Raw genomic sequence first — 17,658 nt, 5'->3', positions numbered from 1 at the left:
ACGCAGCTGCATCAGCGGCAGCCGTTGCAGGTGTAACTCTACCGGCAACAGCAACCAACCTGATTGCTAGCTCTGATCAAACAAAAATCACGTGGGATAAAGCGCCTTGTCGTTTTTGTGGTACGGGCTGTTCAGTACTAGTAGGTACTCAAAACGGTAAAGTGGTTGCGACTCAAGGCGATCCAGAAGCTCCTGTAAACAAAGGCCTTAACTGTATTAAAGGCTACTTCCTTTCAAAAATCATGTACGGTAAAGACCGTCTTGAGACTCCTCTACTTCGCATGAAAGACGGTGAGTTCCATAAAGATGGTGATTTCGCACCCGTATCTTGGGACAAAGCGTTCGACGTGATGGCTGAGAAATGGAAAGCTTCACTGAAGAAGAACGGTCCAACAGGTGTTGGTATGTTCGGTTCAGGCCAATGGACAGTAATGGAAGGCTACGCAGCCGTTAAGATGATGAAAGCGGGTTTCCGTTCAAACAACATAGATCCAAACGCTCGTCACTGTATGGCTTCTGCTGTAGTAGGCTTCATGCGCACTTTCGGTATTGATGAGCCAATGGGTTGTTACGATGACTTTGAACACGCAGACGCATTCGTACTGTGGGGGTCAAACATGGCAGAAATGCACCCAGTACTATGGACTCGTATTACAGACCGTCGTCTAAGCCATCCACACGTTAAAGTAAACGTACTGTCTACTTACTACCACCGTTCTTTCGAGCTTGCAGACACGGGTTACATCTTCGAACCTCAATCAGATCTAGCAATTGCTAACTTCATTGCTAACTACATCATTCAAAACGATGCCGTTAACTGGGACTTCGTGAACAAGCACACGAACTTCAAGCAAGCAACGACAGACATCGGTTACGGTCTGCGTGACGATGATCCACTACAGAAAGCAGCCGCAAACCCTAACTCAGGCGAAATGACTGCTATCTCTTTCGAAGACTACAAAGCGTCTGTTGCTGAATACACAGTTGAGAAAGCGTCTGAAATGTCAGGTGTATCTCAAGAAGACCTTATCAAGCTGGCTAAGCAATATGCCGATCCAAACATCAAAGTAATGTCACTTTGGACTATGGGTATGAACCAACATACTCGTGGCGTATGGATGAACAGCCTTGTATACAATATCCACCTTCTTACAGGTAAGATTTCTACTCCAGGTAACAGCCCATTCTCACTAACTGGCCAACCGTCAGCGTGTGGTACAGCGCGTGAAGTTGGTACATTCGCTCACCGTTTACCTGCCGATATGGTGGTTGCTAACCCTAAACACCGTAAAATTGCAGAAGATATCTGGAAACTTCCAGAAGGCACCATTCCACCGGTACCCGGCGCTCACGCTGTTCTTCAAGACCGTATGTTGAAAGACGGTAAAATCAACGCTTACTGGGTAATGTGTAACAACAACATGCAAGCGGGTCCAAACATCAACACTGAACGTCTGCCAGGTTACCGTAACCCAGATAACTTCATTGTATGTTCTGACCCGTACCCAACGGCAACAGCTCAAGCGGCTGACCTCATCCTTCCAACAGCAATGTGGATTGAGAAAGAAGGCGCTTACGGTAACGCAGAGCGTCGTACACAAGCATGGTACCAACAAGTGAAAACTGTAGGTGAAGCTAAGTCTGACCTATGGCAAATCATGGAATTCTCTAAGCGCTTCACTATTGAAGAAGTTTGGGGTGAAGAACTGGTTGCGAAAATGCCTGAGTACCGTGGCAAAACCATGTACGACGTGCTTTACAAAAACGGCAACGTTGATGCATTCCCACTGTCTGAAGCTCAAGAGCTTAACGACGATGCACAAGCTCAAGGTTTCTACGTTCAAAAAGGTCTATTCGAAGAATACGCAGCCTTTGGTCGCGGCCACGGTCACGATTTAGCACCATACGATCGCTACCACCAAGTTCGTGGTCTACGTTGGCCTGTTGTTGACGGTAAAGAGACACTATGGCGCTTTAAAGAAGGTTCAGATCCATATGCTAAGAAAGGTTCTGATTGGGACTTCTACGGCAAACCAGATGGTAAAGCACTGATCATCAATGCACCATACGAAGCGCCACCTGAAGTACCAAACGATGAATACGATATGTGGCTATGTACAGGTCGTGTTCTTGAGCACTGGCACACAGGTACTATGACTCGTCGTGTACCAGAACTTTACAAAGCAGTACCGGATGCACTTTGTTACATCCACCCTGCTGATGCTAAAGCTCGTGGTCTTCGCCGTGGTGATGAAGTTCTTATCGAAAACAAACGTGGTGAAGTACGCGTTCGTGTTGAAACTCGTGGTCGTAACCGTCCACCACAAGGCTTGGTATTCGTACCATTCTTTGATGCAAGAATTCTGATCAACAAGTTGATCTTGGATGCAACGGATCCTCTGTCTAAACAGACGGATTACAAGAAGTGTCCAGTTAAGATCACTAAGGTCGCTTAAGGACAATATGTTCTTACCACTTAGCTCGTAGATCTGACGTTTTTAATATTGCGACTGCTTTTTTCGTTACTTTTTGAAAGAAGTAGTCCACTCAAAGAATTAGCCTTTAGGCGGAGAAATTAACCATGAAAAAACTGATTACTGCCCTACTATCAGCTGGTCTTTTGCTAGCTGGTGCAGTTCAAGCTGAAGCTGAACTGGATAACCCAGGCGGCATTGGTGGCGTAGAATCTCTACGTGGTGCAAGTGAACTTGAAGCAACTCGCGCAGCAGATGACTTCAAAAAGTTCCCTCGTGACCAAGTACTTGAGAGTGACTACGTATACCAACCACCTCTAGTGCCTCATACTATTCGTAGCTATGAAGTTTCTCTTAACGCTAACAAGTGTCTTTCTTGCCACAGCTGGAAAAACGCAAAAGAAATGGGTGCTACTAAAGTGAGTGTAACTCACTACATGAACCGTGAAGATGCGGTACTTGCAGACGTATCACCTCGTCGTTACTTCTGTCTACAGTGTCACGTACCTCAAGCTAATGCTAAGCCACTAGTTGAGAACGAGTTCAAACCTGTAGATTCACTGCGTTAATCGTAGCCGGACTGTAAGAGAGGCTATATATGATAAAATTACTTAAAGCGTTTTGGAAAAGACTTGCGACACCAAGCAAAGCAGCCGTAGGCGTTGTTTTGTTCTTGGGTTTCTCGGGTGGTCTTTTGTTCTGGGGTGCATTCAACACGGGTATGGAGGCAACCAACACGGAAGAATTCTGTTCTGGCTGTCACGCACCTATCGTTGCTGAAATCCAAGAGACAATTCACTACTCTAACCGTTCTGGTGTTCGTGCTATCTGTTCAGACTGTCACGTTCCTCATGAATGGACAGATAAAATTGTTCGTAAGGTTCAAGCATCTAAAGAGCTATACGCACACTTTATTGCGAAAACCATCAATACTGAAGAAAAGTTCAAAGCACGTCGTGCTCACCTAGCGGAACGCGAATGGGCTCGATTGAAGAAGAACGATTCACTTGAGTGTCGTAACTGTCACCAGTTCGATTACATGGACTTCTCAGAGCAGAGCCCCCGTAGTGCGAAACAACACTCGACTGCGCTAGCTTCTGGTGATAAAACGTGTGTAGACTGTCACAAAGGTATTGCACACAAACTACCAGACATGCACGGCGTTGAAGGCTGGCAATAAGGAGCGATTGAATGAGTACTTTAGAAAGCGTAATTTGGCACATCCTAGGTTACAGCGCTATGCCAGTTATCATTCTTGGTGGCTTTGCAGGTGTTGCAGCCGTATCTCTTTGGATTTTATCTATGGGTAAAGACAAAGAAATCGATTAACAATCGAGATTCCATCAACTTCTACCAGATAATTCTGATATGAGTTGATACGAAAAAGCCACTGATTTCAGTGGCTTTTTTATTATCTGACGTTGTGTATCTTTATAATTGAATGTGACTTAACGCCCTAAGCTTCGTTTTCTGGCGCTTCTTTCTCTGCGGTCTCTTTATCAACCTGCTCTTGATCGACAATCGGCAGCACCTGTTTTACATAGTTGCCTGGCGCTTTGCCAATCACAGGATTAAGCTCTGAGCCTTGATTGAAAGGTTCGATTTTTTCGTCAGTTTCAAAACCTTGTAGCCACTGATTCCAGTGTGTCCACCAAGACCCCTCATTATGAGTCGCATTAGTTAGCCACTCATCCGCCGAGTCGTCTAGGTTGTTATTCAGCCAGAACCCGTACTTCTTCTTATCTGGATGGTTAACAATACCCGCGATATGACCAGATTCACCAAGCACGAACGTCTTGTTGCCACCGGTATTCAAGGCACCACGGTAAGTCCCCTGCCAAAGCGCGATATGATCTTCTTTCGCTGAAATGAAGTAGCTTGGTATTTTTATCTTATTGAGATCAATCCAGACACCGCCTACTTTCACGCCTTTGTCTTGAACAAGTTTATTCTCAAGGTAAAGCTCACGCAGCAAGAAATTATGGCATTTAGCTGCAACGTTAGTGCTGTCACTGTTCCAGTACAACAGATCAAACTCCATTGGGCTGCTGCCTTTTAGGTAGTTATCAATGTAGTAGTTCCAGTACAGGCTGTTTTCACGAAGCAAACTGAATGTCACGCTTAATGAACGACCATCCATGAATCCTTTAGCATCGTTCTGTTTCTCAATGGCGTTAATGATCGTTTCATTGATATATGCGCCAACCTCTCCCGGCTGAGAGAAGTCTAATAGAGTCGTAAAAAAGGTCGCAGTTTTAATGCGTTTCTTCATTCTTTTAGCAGCATAGTAAGCGACCGTTGAAGCGAGAACAGTACCACCAATGCAGTAACCTGCAGCATTGATTTGCTCTTTACCCGTGATATCTTCAATTGCCGTCACGGCTTTCGCTGCGCCTTCCGTGACATAGTCACCGAACTCTAAGTCTTTTTGCGCTTCACCTGGGTTGCGCCAAGACATCATGAAGACGCTGTGCCCTTGCTCAAGCAACCAACGAACCATTGAGTTCTTTTCACGAAGGTCGAGAATGTAGTACTTATTGATGAATGGAGGAACGATCAACAAAGGCGTGGCGTTCACCTGAGGTGTTTTTGGGTAGTATTGAATAAGCTCGAACAGATCATTTTGAAAAACGACATCACCTTCCGTGTTCGCAACATCAACACCTAATCGGAAGGCATTATTGTTGGTCATACGGATCTTGAGGATATCCGCGCTCGCTTCAACGTCAGCTTGTAGCTGCTCTAGCCCATCTAGCAAGTTCTCACCATTGCGCTCAAGCGTTAGCTTCATCAACTCTGGGTTAGTCGCAATGAAGTTACTAGGAGAAAGAGCATTGATAGCCTGACGTGAAAAGAACGCCACACGTTCCTTGGTTTTCTCGTCTATGCCTTCGATTGAATTAATGGTGTCTATATAGCTTTTGCTGAATAACAAATAAGACTGCTTGATAAAGCTGTAAAACGGGTCATTTTTCCACGCTTCATCAATAAAGCGTTTATCACTGCGCTCTTCAGTAATGACGCTTTCGGTATTACCCATCAGTGCGGCATTTTGCCAAATCTTAAGTTGCTGTTCCCACCACTGGGATTGTAACTGAAGGAGAACGGCGGGTTGGTTAGCGGCTTGCTCGAAGATTTTTGACGCATCATCAAAATTCAACTCTTGCATCGCTTGATTTAGGGGAGATTGCGCGGCTTCCTTGTTTTGTTCAAAGTTTTCCCACCATTGCTGGTTTGTTTGTTGAAGTTTAACAAGGTAGTCCGAAAAGAAGTGTTGAAACATAACATGACTCCAATAATCGGAAAATCGCCACCGAGCCTCACAGTAAACACTGTGCTGACTCGATGGCGATTTTATTTATGCAGGTGTAACTGTTTTCAAGTTTTCAGTTGTTAGTGTTTCAACATCTTCTTTGAACTCTTTTGCAGCAGCTTGCATTTTTGAGCTATCACTCATCATCTGTTGAGACAATTGAGTTAGCGCTGCTAGTTGCTGGCTGTTGAACGCCGTTAGGCTAGTCACGTCTTTGATTTCAGTCACTGCTTTCATTTGCGCAAGACCCATGTTCGTGTAAGTCTGCATTGCATTCATTTGCAGTTCTGTCATCGTTTGGACGTTCTTTGCAACCAACTTGTTGAACTTTAAGTACGGTTCAAATTGCTTTTCAGTTTGGTCAGTAATTGTTTTGAAAATATCCGTGTACATAAGTAACTCCTGATGAATACATAGTTTAATAAATTTGTGTCACTATCGTTTCAGCCAACGCTCATCGATTAACTCGCGATGCTTTGAAAAGCTGATCCGATATTTAAGCTTGCTACCGATATATCAGGCTCTAACCTTCAATACCTTTTAGCAAAACAGCGGTTCCCATTCCCCCACCCACACAGAGTGAAGCAACGCCATAAGTCGTTTTCTGTTCAAGCATTTCATGGATGAGTGAAACAATAATTCGATTGCCTGAAGCACCTAAAGGATGGCCAAGCGCGATTGCACCACCATTCACATTGACCTTTGGCTTGAACTCATCAAGCGGTAAGTCATGCTGCTCTGACAATTGGTACATTACGCCAAGAGCTTGTGCTGCAAACGCTTCATTCAATTCAAACAAATCTACTTCTTCTAGAGTGAGATTCGCCTTATCAAGCGTTTTAGAAACGGCTTCTACTGGGCCTAAACCCATAATCTTTGGATCTAATCCAGACTGTGCGTAGCTCGTTAGCTCTACCAGTGGTGTCAGTCCGTATTTCGCTACTGCACTCTCTGAGGCTAAGATGATTGCACTCGCGCCATCATTGATGCCCGAAGCGTTACCTGCCGTAACAGACCCTTCACGGTCAAAAGCTGGACGAAGCTTTTGCAGACCTTCGAATGTCGCGTCTGACTTCGGATACTCATCGGTATCAAAAGTGACGGTTTGTCTGCGCTGCTTAACTTCTACAGGCACGATTTGCTCGTTAAACTTACCCGCCTCAATCGCAGCAACGGCTTTTTGTTGGCTTTCTAAGGCATAGTTATCTTGAGCTAGGCGCGAAATATTCAACGTGTTCGCGATATTTTCAGCGGTCATGCCCATGTGGTAGTGATTAAACGCATCGGTTAAGCCATCACCAACCAGTAAGTCTTTCATTGAGATGTCACCCATTTTGTGACCATTACGAACGCTCGCTGGTACCACAAAAGGAATTTGTGACATCACTTCAACGCCAGCAGCAATAACCACTTCAGCATCTTGTGCTTTGATGTGCGCCGCTGCGTCCATCACTGATTTCATTCCGCTGCCGCAAATCATGTTCACGCCGTATGCTGGTGTTTCCTCAGGAAGCCCTGCATAGATGGAAGCCTGACGAGCAACCCCCATGCCTTGACATGCCGAAATCACGTTGCCGACGATTACTTCATCAATCGCATCTAACGAAAGATCGACAGACTCAAGTGCACCTTTGATCGCAACGCCAGCCAGTTCACCCGCAGATACGTTTTTTAGCGACCCGGTAAATGCACCAATAGGAGTGCGCTTAGCCGCAACAATAAATACTTTTTCCATCATTCCAACCCCTTCAGTTTCGCCAATTACTGCATGTACAAACCGCCATTCACAGACAATGTTTCGCCTGTAATGTACGCGCCAGATTCACTCGCTAAAAAGCCCACTGCGTCTGCAATTTCAACAGGTGTTGCTAAGCGTTTCATCGGAATTTGGTTCTTGATTGAATCCAGTACTTCAGGCTTCATTTGCTCAACCATAGGAGTTGCTGTGTAGCCAGGGGCAATCACGTTCACGGTTACGCCGCTACGAGCGCCTTCTGCAGCCAAAGCTTTAGAAAAACCAATCATTCCAGCTTTCGCTGCTGAGTAGTTAGTCTGTCCAAATTGACCTTTAAGACCATTGACGGAAGAGATGTTGATGACACGGCAGTTACCTTTCTCACACATAGGAGCGAACAAAGGTTGAGTCACGTTGAACAGACTGTTTAGGTTTGTTTCAATCACGTCTTTCCACGCTTCGGCATCCATCTTTTTAAAGACGCTATCACGTGTAATACCTGCGTTATTGACTAGTACATCCACCGTGCCTTCTTCTTCTAACAACTTGCTTAAGCTCAGCGCACATTCCGCAGTATTGGTAACATCTAATTCAAACAATCTCACTTGATCTTCGGTGAATTGTTTTTCGTTAAACCAATCCAAGGCACATTGGTAATTTCCAGTAAAATAAGTCGCGATAACACGATAGCCGTCTGCAACTAATTTAGAGGAAATTGCTGAGCCGATACCGCCTTTTGACCCTGTAATTAAAGCAAGCTTTTTCATTAATGGTTCCATCCCTTACAAGCAATTAAATAACAATGATGTTAATAAGATAATGTCTTAGCTGATAATTAAACTTTACGTTTTGCTTTAATTAAACCCTACAACTCAAAATCAAAAAGTATTATTACAAATATAAAATATTTTCGTATTATGATTAAAAACTAGACTTGCATCCCAAAATTAATGAAATGTTACGAACATGTAAATTAACGCAAAGCTCTGATATTAATAAGGTTTATTTAATCTTACTTTTATCAACAAGCAGATAAGCCTTTGTTAATACGAGATAAATCTATATCTCCCAGCTTGTTTCAAGAATAATGCAATGTGGGAATTTGAAATGATTGATCACGAGAATAATAATAAAACTATTATTAGAAATTAATAAATGGTTCCTAATAATTCTATATGAGCTTCAATATAATTAACGTTCTAAATGGGGACGATGAGCATTATGAATAGACAAAAAAGCCCACTCAATCTATGAGTGGGCTTAAGTAAATAGCATTAATAAATTGAGCGTGGGATCTTACTTCGTAAATATTTCATTTGTATTTACATCAAGATAAATTTTGTTTTCAAGGGACAACCCACCACAATAAATAAAATAGACATCTCGATTGCTGTACTTAACAGATTTCACCCATCCGCCTAATTCTTCAAAATCACTTGGGGCACACTCCCCCTCAGAGATCAGTTTAGCCACCGAATTACGGAATTTTTCTTGATGGATCTTGAGGTCATCAGACTTAACCAAATAGGAATCCAATATCTCTTTGCTTTCTTTTTCCGAAATAATGACTTCATCATTCGATAAGCCTGACATAGAGACCCATTCCGCCGTCTGTGGGCCGCCTTCTTTAAGGACTATATAGTCTGAGATACGTGCCCATTCGCCTTGTTTCTCGAGTACCACCACCTTTTCCCCTTTATAGAGGTAATCTGTTATCAAGCCATCAATTTCAGGTTGCTCGACCACTTCAAGCTTTCTCTCCAAAACGTAAAATTCCGTCTGCTCGGGTTCAGGCTGAAGATCCATGATGGGTACAAGCTCAGATTCAGATTGCTCGGTAGCTTCTAACGCCGGCTCTTCCGTTTTCTCTTGTGGGATTGGGTCTTTATTCATGACCAAGAAGTAGTATGCCGCTCCTCCCCCTCCGCCCAATATCAACAACACAAGTAAAGCGATCAGCGCTTTTTTCATCAAATCCACCAGCTCTTCCGTTATAGGTATGTCTCAAGTGTACATCAACTCATGCTGCTGCTCATCTATACTCTCAATAGAGCGCACGGTAAGTAGAGGAAAGTCATGAGTTTTTGGGGGAAGGTTATCATTGTAAGCATGACTTTGAGTGCCAATGTCGCTCTAGCGAATCATTGTGACCGTGAAAACTGGCAAACACTGTTGGATCGGCAGCTCTCTTTTGAAGGTCGCTATAATCAGTACACCAAAGAGTTCAACCAAGTTCTCTCAACCTATGAGTCACAGACATTGTTATCTAAACACTTTAATGAAAAGCAGATCATTGAGCTTTGGGCAAAGTACGAAGAAAGGTTTAATGTGCAGCTCAATAGTCATATGAATACTGCGTATGACGTCTCTGAGGTTTTGTTGCAACAGGCGTATGTTGTGTCTAGTGAACTTGAAGGCGCTGACTCTCTAGTGTATTCATGGCAAGCCGTCGCCAAACACTGCACCAAAGCAAAACTCCCGCGCCAGGCAGAAAGCGCAAAGGTGCACGTACAAAGCTCACAATCACTCTCCCGAGATCTCCATACACTCAGTGAAAAATTCCGTCAGCTGTCTTCAAAATACCGCAGAGAAGCGACGATGATTGATGAAGCGCGCCACATAAACCAACCAGTAAACGATGCGTCAAACTGAAATCACCATTAGATTCTCTCACTCGTTCGACTGGACTTTTCCGATAAATATGCTCAATCCCATTCATAATATTCTAAGAACTCGTTAATCAAAGCTTTATCAATAGGTTGTAAAAGTAATGTGCTATCTATCAACAATGAAGTTCAATTTCCGACCAATGCAAGCGAGTATGTGAGATATCCATCACAAAATAGATTTACAAACGCCAGAAAATTGTTATCATGAATCTTCATATAACTTAATAACAAGAAACATTTTGGCTAGGTAATATGCAAAAGACTATGGCTTTCAACTGCTTGAGTAACACGGAATGGACTGCAGAGATAAGAGGTAAACTTTTATCTGTAGCTAAACACATGGAAGAGTTCGGTTCAGTAAGTGAGCTAGAGCTATGTAAGATATTTGGAGAGACAATTTGGAATGACGGCGTGGATTATCATTCACATGCTTTTTCATTCAGAATTAATGCACAAACTGGGGATTGTTCAATCTCTAACTTTAAGTATCACTAAGTTTTGCACCTATCATATACGGAGTACCTTTCACGAGGTGCTCCGTTTTTTATTGCCTGAAGCCTGACACTTAATGGATGATTTTTGATATTGACCGCGCTTCTACTTCAGGAGTAAACCATTTCGTTTTCAGCTCATTCTGCCTTCGTGTTACTGCTCAGAGTTTGGCTTAATCGGTATAAATTGGCAGTGGTGCATTGCCTTTTACTTGTCTTATCGCAAGGTGGGTATGAATATCTTTCACGTTAGAGAGCCTTTGAAGTTTTCTTGTAAATGCCTCGTAGGCCATCAAGTTCGGGCTAACCACTTCTAGCAAATAGTCATAAGCCCCAGATACAACGTGGCAACTGATCACCTCTTCCATCTCTACAACAGCCGCCTCAAACTTATCTATCGACACTTCTTGGTGGTTGTTTAGGCTCACCTCAACAAACACACTCATTGCGATGCCGACTTGTTCTCGTGACAAGCTCACACGATAACCGTCAATAATGCCCTTTTCTTCTAGCCTTTTGACTCGTCTTGCACAAGGCGAAGGTGATAAACCCACTTCATCAGCAAGTTCAGCCGTGGTTAACCTGCCATCTTTTTGTAGCAGTTCGAGAAGATGTCTATCAATTCTATCCATAGTAAATGCCAAACATTAGTTAAATCCGTTAATTATTTGGTGAATATTAGCAGAAATCATCAACGATAGTTCAAGTTAGGCCAAAACTTGCCAACCTGTGGCACAACAACTGTTCCATAATGAGTCATCACCCACTCTCCTTCAATATTATGAATCTTGGCTACTTATCTATTACTGTCACCCTACTCATTTGGGCGAGCTTTTTCCTGTCTCTTAAAGGCGGCGCAAATTCAGATTTAACACCTGCAGATATCGCCCTCACAAGATTTCTCATACCGGCTTTGGTGTTATTGCCTTTGATGTGGAAAGCACGCAGCGCAATTGCCGTCGTCCCTAAACGGTATCTAACGGGTATGTTCGTAGGTAGCGGATTACCTTATCTGCTTGTTGCCGGAACGGCCATGCAGTTTGTTCCGGTATCTCATGGCAGTGCTCTTGTTCCGGGCACGCTTCCTCTGTTCGTTACAGGAATTGCGGTACTCTTTTTTAAGCAGCCACTCAGCCGACATCGTGTTGTTGGTTTAGGTTTGGTTTTGCTCGGCATACTGTTGTTTTTAGGGAGTAGCTTAAGCAGCTTCAACTTCGAATACACCAAAGGTCATTTGTTGTTTTTATGCGGAAGCTTAATGTGGGCGATGTTCACCATCTCAGCCCGTGTCGCTAATCTTAATGCGTTAGTCAGTGCCGGTTTTATTTCTCTCTGTTCTACTTTGCTTTTACTCGTCCTAATCCTGACTGGAACCCTCCCAAGCCACCTAATGGACACACCAATCGCTAATTGGCCCTTCACGGAGCTTGCCGTTCATTCAACAGTGCAAGGCGTTGGGGCGGGTTTAATCGCTGCGTTCACTTACCTTTATGCGGTTAATACCTTAGGGGCTGAACGCTCTGCCGCTTTTGGCAGTGCAACACCCGCAGTGGCGACCTTGTTGGCGATCCCACTATTCAACGAGATTCCTGATGCGATGACTTGGCTCGCCCTTGGTTCTATTTGCATCGGCAGTTTGGTCGCGAGCAACATATTCATGAGAAACGACCAGTCGATGCAGTACCAACCGCCAAGCCATAGCAAAGCCTGATACTGCGTTCAAACCTAAATACAGTTCCCCTAAGCATCGATTTTAGGGCTTGTAGTACACTGATAAGCCTGCCAACGCAGGCTTATCTAAAATCTGCTTTTTCTAAACTCGCTTCTCCATTAAACTGTCCGACCTTTTTGCAGATCCAAGAGAACACCATGCAACGCGACTACACCTTAAATTGCTTAATCACCATGCCTCGCCATGAACTAGAAGAATTTAGTTTAAGAATGATTCATCGCCTTGTTCCTGAAGATGCAATGACAGAATTGTTTACGTTCGAGCAAGAAGAAGTCACCAGCGAAGAGCGCATGCAATCAGCAAAATTTGACGCAATGCTTCGAATGACCGCTATCGCGCTTGGTGAAGTGAACCTCGCCTTCTCAGAGTCGGATAACTCGCAACAGAACATCGAGCGAATGACTCGCCTACTGCTTTGGCACTTCTACTCAATTTCTTTCAACCTTGAAGAAGCAATCGCAATCGAAGTGCACTGTGAGAAAGTAGAAAAGATCTTAAAGAACGCACCTAAAGATGCGTTTGGCTGGGTTAAAGAATTAACCGAGCTGCTTCACTTCTACGCGAAAGTGAACGAAGGTAACGAAGACAGAAAAGACGCTTAACGTTACTTCTACGTAAGTACACATCAAGCTAAATCGAAGGCAGATAGAGCTATACCGAAGGCAAGTAAAAGCTTTGCTGAAAGGAGTTCTCTGCCTTTGTTGTTTCTAGCACACTGTGATGCAACATCAGTATCGACTGCGCGATCTTGGTTCCTATTCCCAAAGAACCATTCGGCGCTTCCAGTTCAACCTCATTATGAATCACCACCTTCACCCGTTTGGAATCCGCTTCAAAACCAACATCTAACGACACCACAGTGCCACTTGGGCTATGCCTCAATGCATTATCTAACAGATTCAAAATCAACCTCTCAAGCAGATCACTGTCACCCACAGCCTTGATTCCAATAGGCATATTAATGTTCAACTCAACATTTTTATGGCGATATTGGCTTTGTATCGTTTCTAAGCATTCGCTCATCAGCCCATTGAAATCGATTGAAGCGTATTGATATGTGGGTACCGGGTTATCATTCTTGGCGCTATCTAACAGCGAATGGAGCTGTTCAGATAACTTGTTGCCATTGCGATATGCCACATCTATGAGTGGTTCCGAATGTGGGTTTTGAATCCTCCAAGTTTCTAGATACCCCAATACACTCGACAATGGCGTTTTCAAATCATGACTGAGCTGTAATAAGCTTTGTCTTCGATGTGACGACTGATATTCAAGTTGCAAAAATTGCTGTTGAATGTGCTTCGCCATCAACTGATACGAGCGTGCAATCGGCACCAATTCTGGTACTTGATGAATGAAGTTCGGGTCCAATCGAAAATCTTGCTCTGCTTGTTGTTGCAACTTGTTAGGGCGTGTTGATCTTTCGTGAGTGTTTTTTGAACAGCATGGTAAAGAGTTATAATTTGCTTCGCCAAAAGTAAAACCATAACCAATACCATGCCAAGAACAATGCTAACTGATATTCGCTGGGAACTGCTACTCCAAGTTATGAAAAGTACAGGTCGTATTTACGATAAAACTGAACATCGAATGACATTTGAAGGAATACTTTATCGAATGAGAACAGGTATTCCTTGGCGAGATCTACCCTCTGAGTTCGGAGAGTGGAGTACCGTTTACAGACGATTTAATCTTTGGTCAAAGAAAGGGATTTTAGATAATCTTTTCAAAAGTTTATCTAACATGGCTGATTTTGAATGGGTATTTCTTGATGGCTCTATAGTTAGAGCACATCAGCATAGTACAGGTGCAGCTACTGAAAGTTCAGAGCAAATAGGAAAAAGTCGCGGGGGCAACTCAACCAAAATTCACTTAGCCGTAGATAGTGGTGGCCTGCCGATTTGCTTTGATTTATCAGAGGGACAACGCCACGATATAGTGCATGCCGAAAGCTTAGTTGAGCAACTCGATGAAGTTAATACCATCGTTTGTGATAAAGGATATGACAGCGAACCTTTCCGTACTTTTGTTAAGGAACGTGGCGGAGAAACGGTAATTGCTAAACGCAATTACGGACAAGATATAGACAAAGACAGTATGGATTGGTGTTTATACAAGTATCGTCACTTGGTCGAAAATGCCTTTGGGAGAATTAAGCATTATCGAGCTATTTCAAGTAGATATGACAAGCTAGAAAGGAATTATGCCAGCATGTTATCGCTGGCATTCATGTTAATGTGGCTACCGATGTATTGTTGAACGCGAAATGTACAGCAAAGATCAACACGCCCTAATATTTAATCGAAAAATATCAATTTATCATTTACGTCAGAAGGGATAGAAAAGAAGATAAAGAATAGAAATGGAACGAATAAAACGCAAAAAGGCCGAATCGATTTAACGATTCGGCCTTTATTCTAGCGTACTGTTGTTACTCTTTCCTAAGCCGTATTTGGCCTTTCAATCGAGCTAACAACACAACATCAAATTAGAACGCGTAGTTTGCGTCAATCAGTTCGCTAACTTCCACTTTGCTTACTTCAGCACGAGCTTCAAGCCATTGAGCAACTTGCAGTTGTTCTGCTTCTGTTACTGAACGGTAGCGCTCAATTGAGCATAAGAAACCTTCAAACAGCTCAAGGCCGCCGCCACCAAAGCACAGACCGATGCTGTCGATGAAATCAATGAACTCATCAATGAACACATCGTATTGATCAAAATCAGTAATCGATGTCTTGCAGCTTACTTCAAAACCCAGAATCGCGAATTCACCTAGGTATAGCTTTTTGCGTAGGCGACGATTTTTGTTTTCGATTTTATCTAATTTCATAACTGCCTCTCTTTTCGTTTGATAAAGCATTTATACACAGTTCCACATCAATCCCCAAGAGTTTTGTATTACACAAGGGTGTTAATGGCAAAAATCGTGCTACAGAAACAAAACCTTAATCAAATCTATAAAAATCTGTCACTTAACTGCTTCACGATTAGTCACACATTGACCCAACTTATTAACCAATTAGTTAGTAGGTGGGTAAGTCATGAATAACGAATAATAAAATCAGCCAATAGGAAGCAGTAAAGATGAGCAAGGAAACATTTGATAGCACTCGTTTTAATAAGAGCAAAAACAAACCCTTCGAAGAAGTTTTAGATGCGAACCTTTCAAGAAGAAATGTTCTCAAAGGCGGTTTAGGCATCAGTGCAATGACGGCGTTTGGTGCTTTTGGTTTAGCAGGCCACAGCACAGCGCACGCGGCGACAGCATCATCTAGCGCACCGCAAAAAAGCACTGCTACACTTGCATTCGAATCGGTTAAAGGCTCATTGACAGACAGTGTCGTTGTGCCAAAAGGCTATACAGCACAAGTATTGGTTCCTTGGGGTACTCCACTTAACAAGCAAGGCAATGCTTGGTTAAAAGATGGAACCAACAACGCACAAGATCAAGCAAACTCACTGGGCATGCACCACGACGGCATGCACTTCTTCCCGCTTAATGGCAACAGCAACGACGGTTTGTTGGTGATTAATCACGAATACATCGACCAAAAAGCACTGCACGCTAATGGTCCTACATACGATGAAGGCAACCGCCCTAGCCTTGATGAAGTACGTAAAGAGATCAACGCACACGGCGTGAGTGTGGTTCGTGTAAAACTTGAAGGCAACCAATGGGTGATGGTCGATAACGATCCTCTGAACCGCCGCTACACAGGCGCGACCGTAATGGATCTGTCTGGTCCTGTTGCACACAGTGAATTTACCAAAACCAAGTTCTCACAAGACGGCAGCCAAGCTCGTGGCACGTTGAACAACTGTGGTAATGGCTACACACCATGGGGCACTTACCTAACGTGTGAAGAAAACTGGCCGGGTTATTTCGTTAACAAAGGCGAGACAACACCAGCGCAAGAACGTATTGGTATCGCTACCGACAAAACACGTTACGGTTGGGACACGCTTTCTGGTGACAAACAAGAACGCCTAGACGAATTTGCTCGCTTTGACGTAACACCAACAGGTGAGTCAGCAATGGACGATTACCGTAACGAAGCACACGGTCACGGCTACATTGTTGAAATCGACCCATACACAGCAAACTCTCGCGCTAAGAAACGTTCTGCACTGGGTTGTTTCCGTCACGAAGGCTGTACGTTTGGTAAGTTGACCGAAGGCGAGCCGATCGTATTCTACTCTGGTCACGATTCTCGTTTTGAATACCTATACAAATTCGTTTCTGAAGAGAAATGGGACCCGCGTGACGCAGAGCCGAGTAATCGCCTAAGTGCGGGTGACAAGTACATGGATAAAGGCACGCTGTATGTGGCTAAGTTCAACGATGACGGTTCAGGTACGTGGCTACCACTAACGTTGGGCAGCAAGACTACAAACGGCGGCAAGCTAGGTGATTCATTTGACTCTCAAGCAGCGCTTATCATCAATACAGCGGGCGCTGCCGACCTTGTTGGTGCAACGCCAATGGATCGCCCTGAATGGTGCTCTGTTGACCCAATGACGGGTACGGCTTACCTAACGCTGACTAATAACAACAAGCGTAAAGAAGCGAACTCTGCGAACCCTCGCGTAGACAACAAGTTCGGTCATGTTATCCGTTGGGATGAAGGCAAAACGGCAGGCGAGTTCGATTGGGATATCTTCGTATTTGGTTCACCAGCAGTGGAAGACAAGTCTATTAACCGCTCTGGTCTAACAGACATGAACCAGTTCGCGAGCCCTGACGGCTTAGCGTTTGATGCTCGTGGCATCTTGTGGATTCAGACAGATAACGGCGCAGACGAAGTAACTGGCTACACCAATGACCAAATGCTGGCAGTGGTTCCATCTCAGTTAACGGATGACAACGGCAACAGTGCGGTGATTGATGCAAACAACCAAGCACAGCTTAAACGCTTCTTTGTGGGTCCAAACGGTTGTGAAGTGACTGGCTTTACCATCAGCCCAGATTTCAAGTCACTGTTTGTGAACATTCAACACCCGGCAAACTGGCCATCGTCTGAAGATGCAACCGCACAAACTCAAGGCAAAGTCCGCCCAAGAGCATCTACGGTTGTGATTCGTCGAGAAGACGGCGGTGAAATCGCGGTTTAAATATACAACGCAGGCTAAGATCAGAAACATTTCTGTTATCTAGTCTCTGTTCGCTAGCTAAGTAAAATCAAAAAGAGCGATAAGGCCAAATGCCCTATCGCTCTTTTTATATTCTATGTATTCTTCGGTTTA

At 43.8% G+C, this 17,658-nt stretch carries 17 protein-coding genes and 1 pseudogene; 10 read left to right on the top strand and 8 right to left on the bottom strand.

Features of this window, described 5'->3' with window-relative positions; translation table 11 throughout:
* The 4 genes from napA to A136_RS03420 all read left to right on the top strand — a co-directional run.
* The coding region (gene napA, locus A136_RS03435) for a periplasmic nitrate reductase subunit alpha (RefSeq protein WP_017064496.1) at positions 1 to 2,456 on the top strand (2,456 nt) is incomplete at its 5' end.
* A gap of 125 nt (positions 2,457 to 2,581) precedes the next feature.
* On the top strand, positions 2,582 to 3,043 hold the full coding sequence (locus tag A136_RS03430) for a nitrate reductase cytochrome c-type subunit (protein WP_017062614.1): 462 nt from the start codon (positions 2,582 to 2,584) through the stop codon (positions 3,041 to 3,043).
* Between the two features lie 29 nt (positions 3,044 to 3,072).
* Positions 3,073 to 3,654: a NapC/NirT family cytochrome c gene (locus A136_RS03425; protein ID WP_017064495.1), complete on the top strand. Its 582-nt coding sequence runs from the start codon at positions 3,073 to 3,075 to the stop codon at positions 3,652 to 3,654.
* 11 nt (positions 3,655 to 3,665) lie between these two features.
* Positions 3,666 to 3,803 carry a TIGR02808 family protein gene (locus A136_RS03420; protein WP_010430103.1) on the top strand — a complete coding sequence of 46 codons (138 nt, stop codon included), beginning with the start codon at positions 3,666 to 3,668 and terminating at the stop codon, positions 3,801 to 3,803.
* Between the two features lie 127 nt (positions 3,804 to 3,930).
* Here the strand turns inward: A136_RS03420 and phaC are convergent, their stop codons facing one another.
* From phaC to A136_RS03395, 5 genes are all read right to left on the bottom strand, one after another.
* Entirely contained in the window at positions 3,931 to 5,757 is a 1,827-nt protein-coding gene (phaC, locus tag A136_RS03415) for a class I poly(R)-hydroxyalkanoic acid synthase (RefSeq protein WP_017064494.1), read from the bottom strand.
* A gap of 75 nt (positions 5,758 to 5,832) precedes the next feature.
* Positions 5,833 to 6,180 (bottom strand): phasin family protein, encoded by a 348-nt coding sequence (locus A136_RS03410; protein WP_017062616.1) that lies wholly within the window; start codon positions 6,178 to 6,180, stop codon positions 5,833 to 5,835.
* A gap of 130 nt (positions 6,181 to 6,310) precedes the next feature.
* Positions 6,311 to 7,522: an acetyl-CoA C-acetyltransferase gene (locus A136_RS03405; protein ID WP_017064493.1), complete on the bottom strand. Its 1,212-nt coding sequence runs from the start codon at positions 7,520 to 7,522 to the stop codon at positions 6,311 to 6,313.
* Positions 7,523 to 7,548: 26 nt separating this feature from the next.
* Positions 7,549 to 8,289 (bottom strand): SDR family oxidoreductase, encoded by a 741-nt coding sequence (locus A136_RS03400; RefSeq protein ID WP_017062618.1) that lies wholly within the window; start codon positions 8,287 to 8,289, stop codon positions 7,549 to 7,551.
* Positions 8,290 to 8,818: 529 nt separating this feature from the next.
* A complete protein-coding gene (locus tag A136_RS03395) occupies positions 8,819 to 9,502 on the bottom strand; it encodes an SH3 domain-containing protein (protein ID WP_017064492.1) in 684 nt (227 codons plus the stop codon).
* 96 nt (positions 9,503 to 9,598) lie between these two features.
* Between A136_RS03395 and A136_RS03390 the strand changes: the two genes are divergently transcribed.
* Together A136_RS03390 and A136_RS03385 are read left to right on the top strand one after the other, a co-directional pair.
* A complete protein-coding gene (locus A136_RS03390) occupies positions 9,599 to 10,174 on the top strand; it encodes a hypothetical protein (RefSeq protein ID WP_017064491.1) in 576 nt (191 codons plus the stop codon).
* 269 nt (positions 10,175 to 10,443) lie between these two features.
* On the top strand, positions 10,444 to 10,686 hold the full coding sequence (locus A136_RS03385; protein ID WP_017062621.1) for a hypothetical protein: 243 nt from the start codon (positions 10,444 to 10,446) through the stop codon (positions 10,684 to 10,686).
* Between the two features lie 169 nt (positions 10,687 to 10,855).
* Here A136_RS03385 and A136_RS03380 read toward each other — a convergent pair whose 3' ends face one another.
* Positions 10,856 to 11,314: an Lrp/AsnC family transcriptional regulator gene (locus tag A136_RS03380; protein WP_017062622.1), complete on the bottom strand. Its 459-nt coding sequence runs from the start codon at positions 11,312 to 11,314 to the stop codon at positions 10,856 to 10,858.
* 149 nt (positions 11,315 to 11,463) lie between these two features.
* On the opposite strand from A136_RS03380, the gene A136_RS03375 reads away from it, so the two are divergent.
* Both A136_RS03375 and A136_RS03370 read left to right on the top strand, forming a co-directional pair.
* The gene (locus A136_RS03375) at positions 11,464 to 12,393 is read left to right on the top strand and encodes a DMT family transporter (RefSeq protein WP_017064490.1); all 930 of its coding nucleotides are present in this window, start codon (positions 11,464 to 11,466) and stop codon (positions 12,391 to 12,393) included.
* Between the two features lie 158 nt (positions 12,394 to 12,551).
* Positions 12,552 to 13,016, top strand: a complete 465-nt coding sequence (locus tag A136_RS03370; RefSeq protein ID WP_017064489.1) for a hypothetical protein — start codon at positions 12,552 to 12,554, stop codon at positions 13,014 to 13,016.
* A 49-nt stretch (positions 13,017 to 13,065) separates the two neighbouring features.
* Here A136_RS03370 and A136_RS03365 read toward each other — a convergent pair.
* Positions 13,066 to 13,821, bottom strand: a pseudogene (locus A136_RS03365) (sensor histidine kinase); the annotation flags it as partial.
* A gap of 90 nt (positions 13,822 to 13,911) precedes the next feature.
* Here A136_RS03365 and A136_RS03360 point away from each other — a divergent pair.
* A complete protein-coding gene (locus A136_RS03360) occupies positions 13,912 to 14,673 on the top strand; it encodes an IS5 family transposase (protein WP_026028612.1) in 762 nt (253 codons plus the stop codon).
* 229 nt (positions 14,674 to 14,902) lie between these two features.
* On the opposite strand, the gene A136_RS03355 is transcribed toward A136_RS03360, so the two are convergent.
* Positions 14,903 to 15,244 (bottom strand): YggL family protein, encoded by a 342-nt coding sequence (locus tag A136_RS03355; protein ID WP_017062629.1) that lies wholly within the window; start codon positions 15,242 to 15,244, stop codon positions 14,903 to 14,905.
* A 254-nt stretch (positions 15,245 to 15,498) separates the two neighbouring features.
* Between A136_RS03355 and A136_RS03350 the strand changes: the two genes are divergently transcribed.
* Positions 15,499 to 17,526 carry a PhoX family protein gene (locus tag A136_RS03350; RefSeq protein ID WP_017064487.1) on the top strand — a complete coding sequence of 676 codons (2,028 nt, stop codon included), beginning with the start codon at positions 15,499 to 15,501 and terminating at the stop codon, positions 17,524 to 17,526.
* Positions 17,527 to 17,658 lie beyond the last annotated feature (132 nt).

The organism is Vibrio crassostreae 9ZC13 (assembly GCF_000272045.2).
In the GTDB taxonomy this organism is placed as follows: Bacteria; Pseudomonadota; Gammaproteobacteria; order Enterobacterales; family Vibrionaceae; genus Vibrio; species Vibrio crassostreae_C.
This window is presented reverse-complemented; position numbering and strand designations above follow the sequence as displayed.

Bases quoted from the DNA above. Each gene is read 5' to 3' on its own strand.
- A136_RS03380 (WP_017062622.1), bottom strand. From the start codon at position 11,314: ATGGATAGAATTGATAGACATCTTCTCGAACTGCTACAAAAAGATGGC.
- A136_RS03425 (WP_017064495.1), top strand. From the start codon at position 3,073: ATGATAAAATTACTTAAAGCGTTTTGGAAAAGACTTGCGACACCAAGC.
- A136_RS03410 (WP_017062616.1), bottom strand. From the start codon at position 6,180: ATGTACACGGATATTTTCAAAACAATTACTGACCAAACTGAAAAGCAA.
- A136_RS03405 (WP_017064493.1), bottom strand. From the start codon at position 7,522: ATGGAAAAAGTATTTATTGTTGCGGCTAAGCGCACTCCTATTGGTGCA.
- A136_RS03430 (WP_017062614.1), top strand. From the start codon at position 2,582: ATGAAAAAACTGATTACTGCCCTACTATCAGCTGGTCTTTTGCTAGCT.
- A136_RS03390 (WP_017064491.1), top strand. From the start codon at position 9,599: ATGAGTTTTTGGGGGAAGGTTATCATTGTAAGCATGACTTTGAGTGCC.
- A136_RS03350 (WP_017064487.1), top strand. From the start codon at position 15,499: ATGAGCAAGGAAACATTTGATAGCACTCGTTTTAATAAGAGCAAAAAC.
- A136_RS03400 (WP_017062618.1), bottom strand. From the start codon at position 8,289: ATGAAAAAGCTTGCTTTAATTACAGGGTCAAAAGGCGGTATCGGCTCA.
- A136_RS03375 (WP_017064490.1), top strand. From the start codon at position 11,464: ATGAATCTTGGCTACTTATCTATTACTGTCACCCTACTCATTTGGGCG.
- A136_RS03385 (WP_017062621.1), top strand. From the start codon at position 10,444: ATGCAAAAGACTATGGCTTTCAACTGCTTGAGTAACACGGAATGGACT.
- A136_RS03355 (WP_017062629.1), bottom strand. From the start codon at position 15,244: ATGAAATTAGATAAAATCGAAAACAAAAATCGTCGCCTACGCAAAAAG.
- A136_RS03370 (WP_017064489.1), top strand. From the start codon at position 12,552: ATGCAACGCGACTACACCTTAAATTGCTTAATCACCATGCCTCGCCAT.
- A136_RS03360 (WP_026028612.1), top strand. From the start codon at position 13,912: ATGCCAAGAACAATGCTAACTGATATTCGCTGGGAACTGCTACTCCAA.
- A136_RS03420 (WP_010430103.1), top strand. From the start codon at position 3,666: ATGAGTACTTTAGAAAGCGTAATTTGGCACATCCTAGGTTACAGCGCT.
- phaC (WP_017064494.1), bottom strand. From the start codon at position 5,757: ATGTTTCAACACTTCTTTTCGGACTACCTTGTTAAACTTCAACAAACA.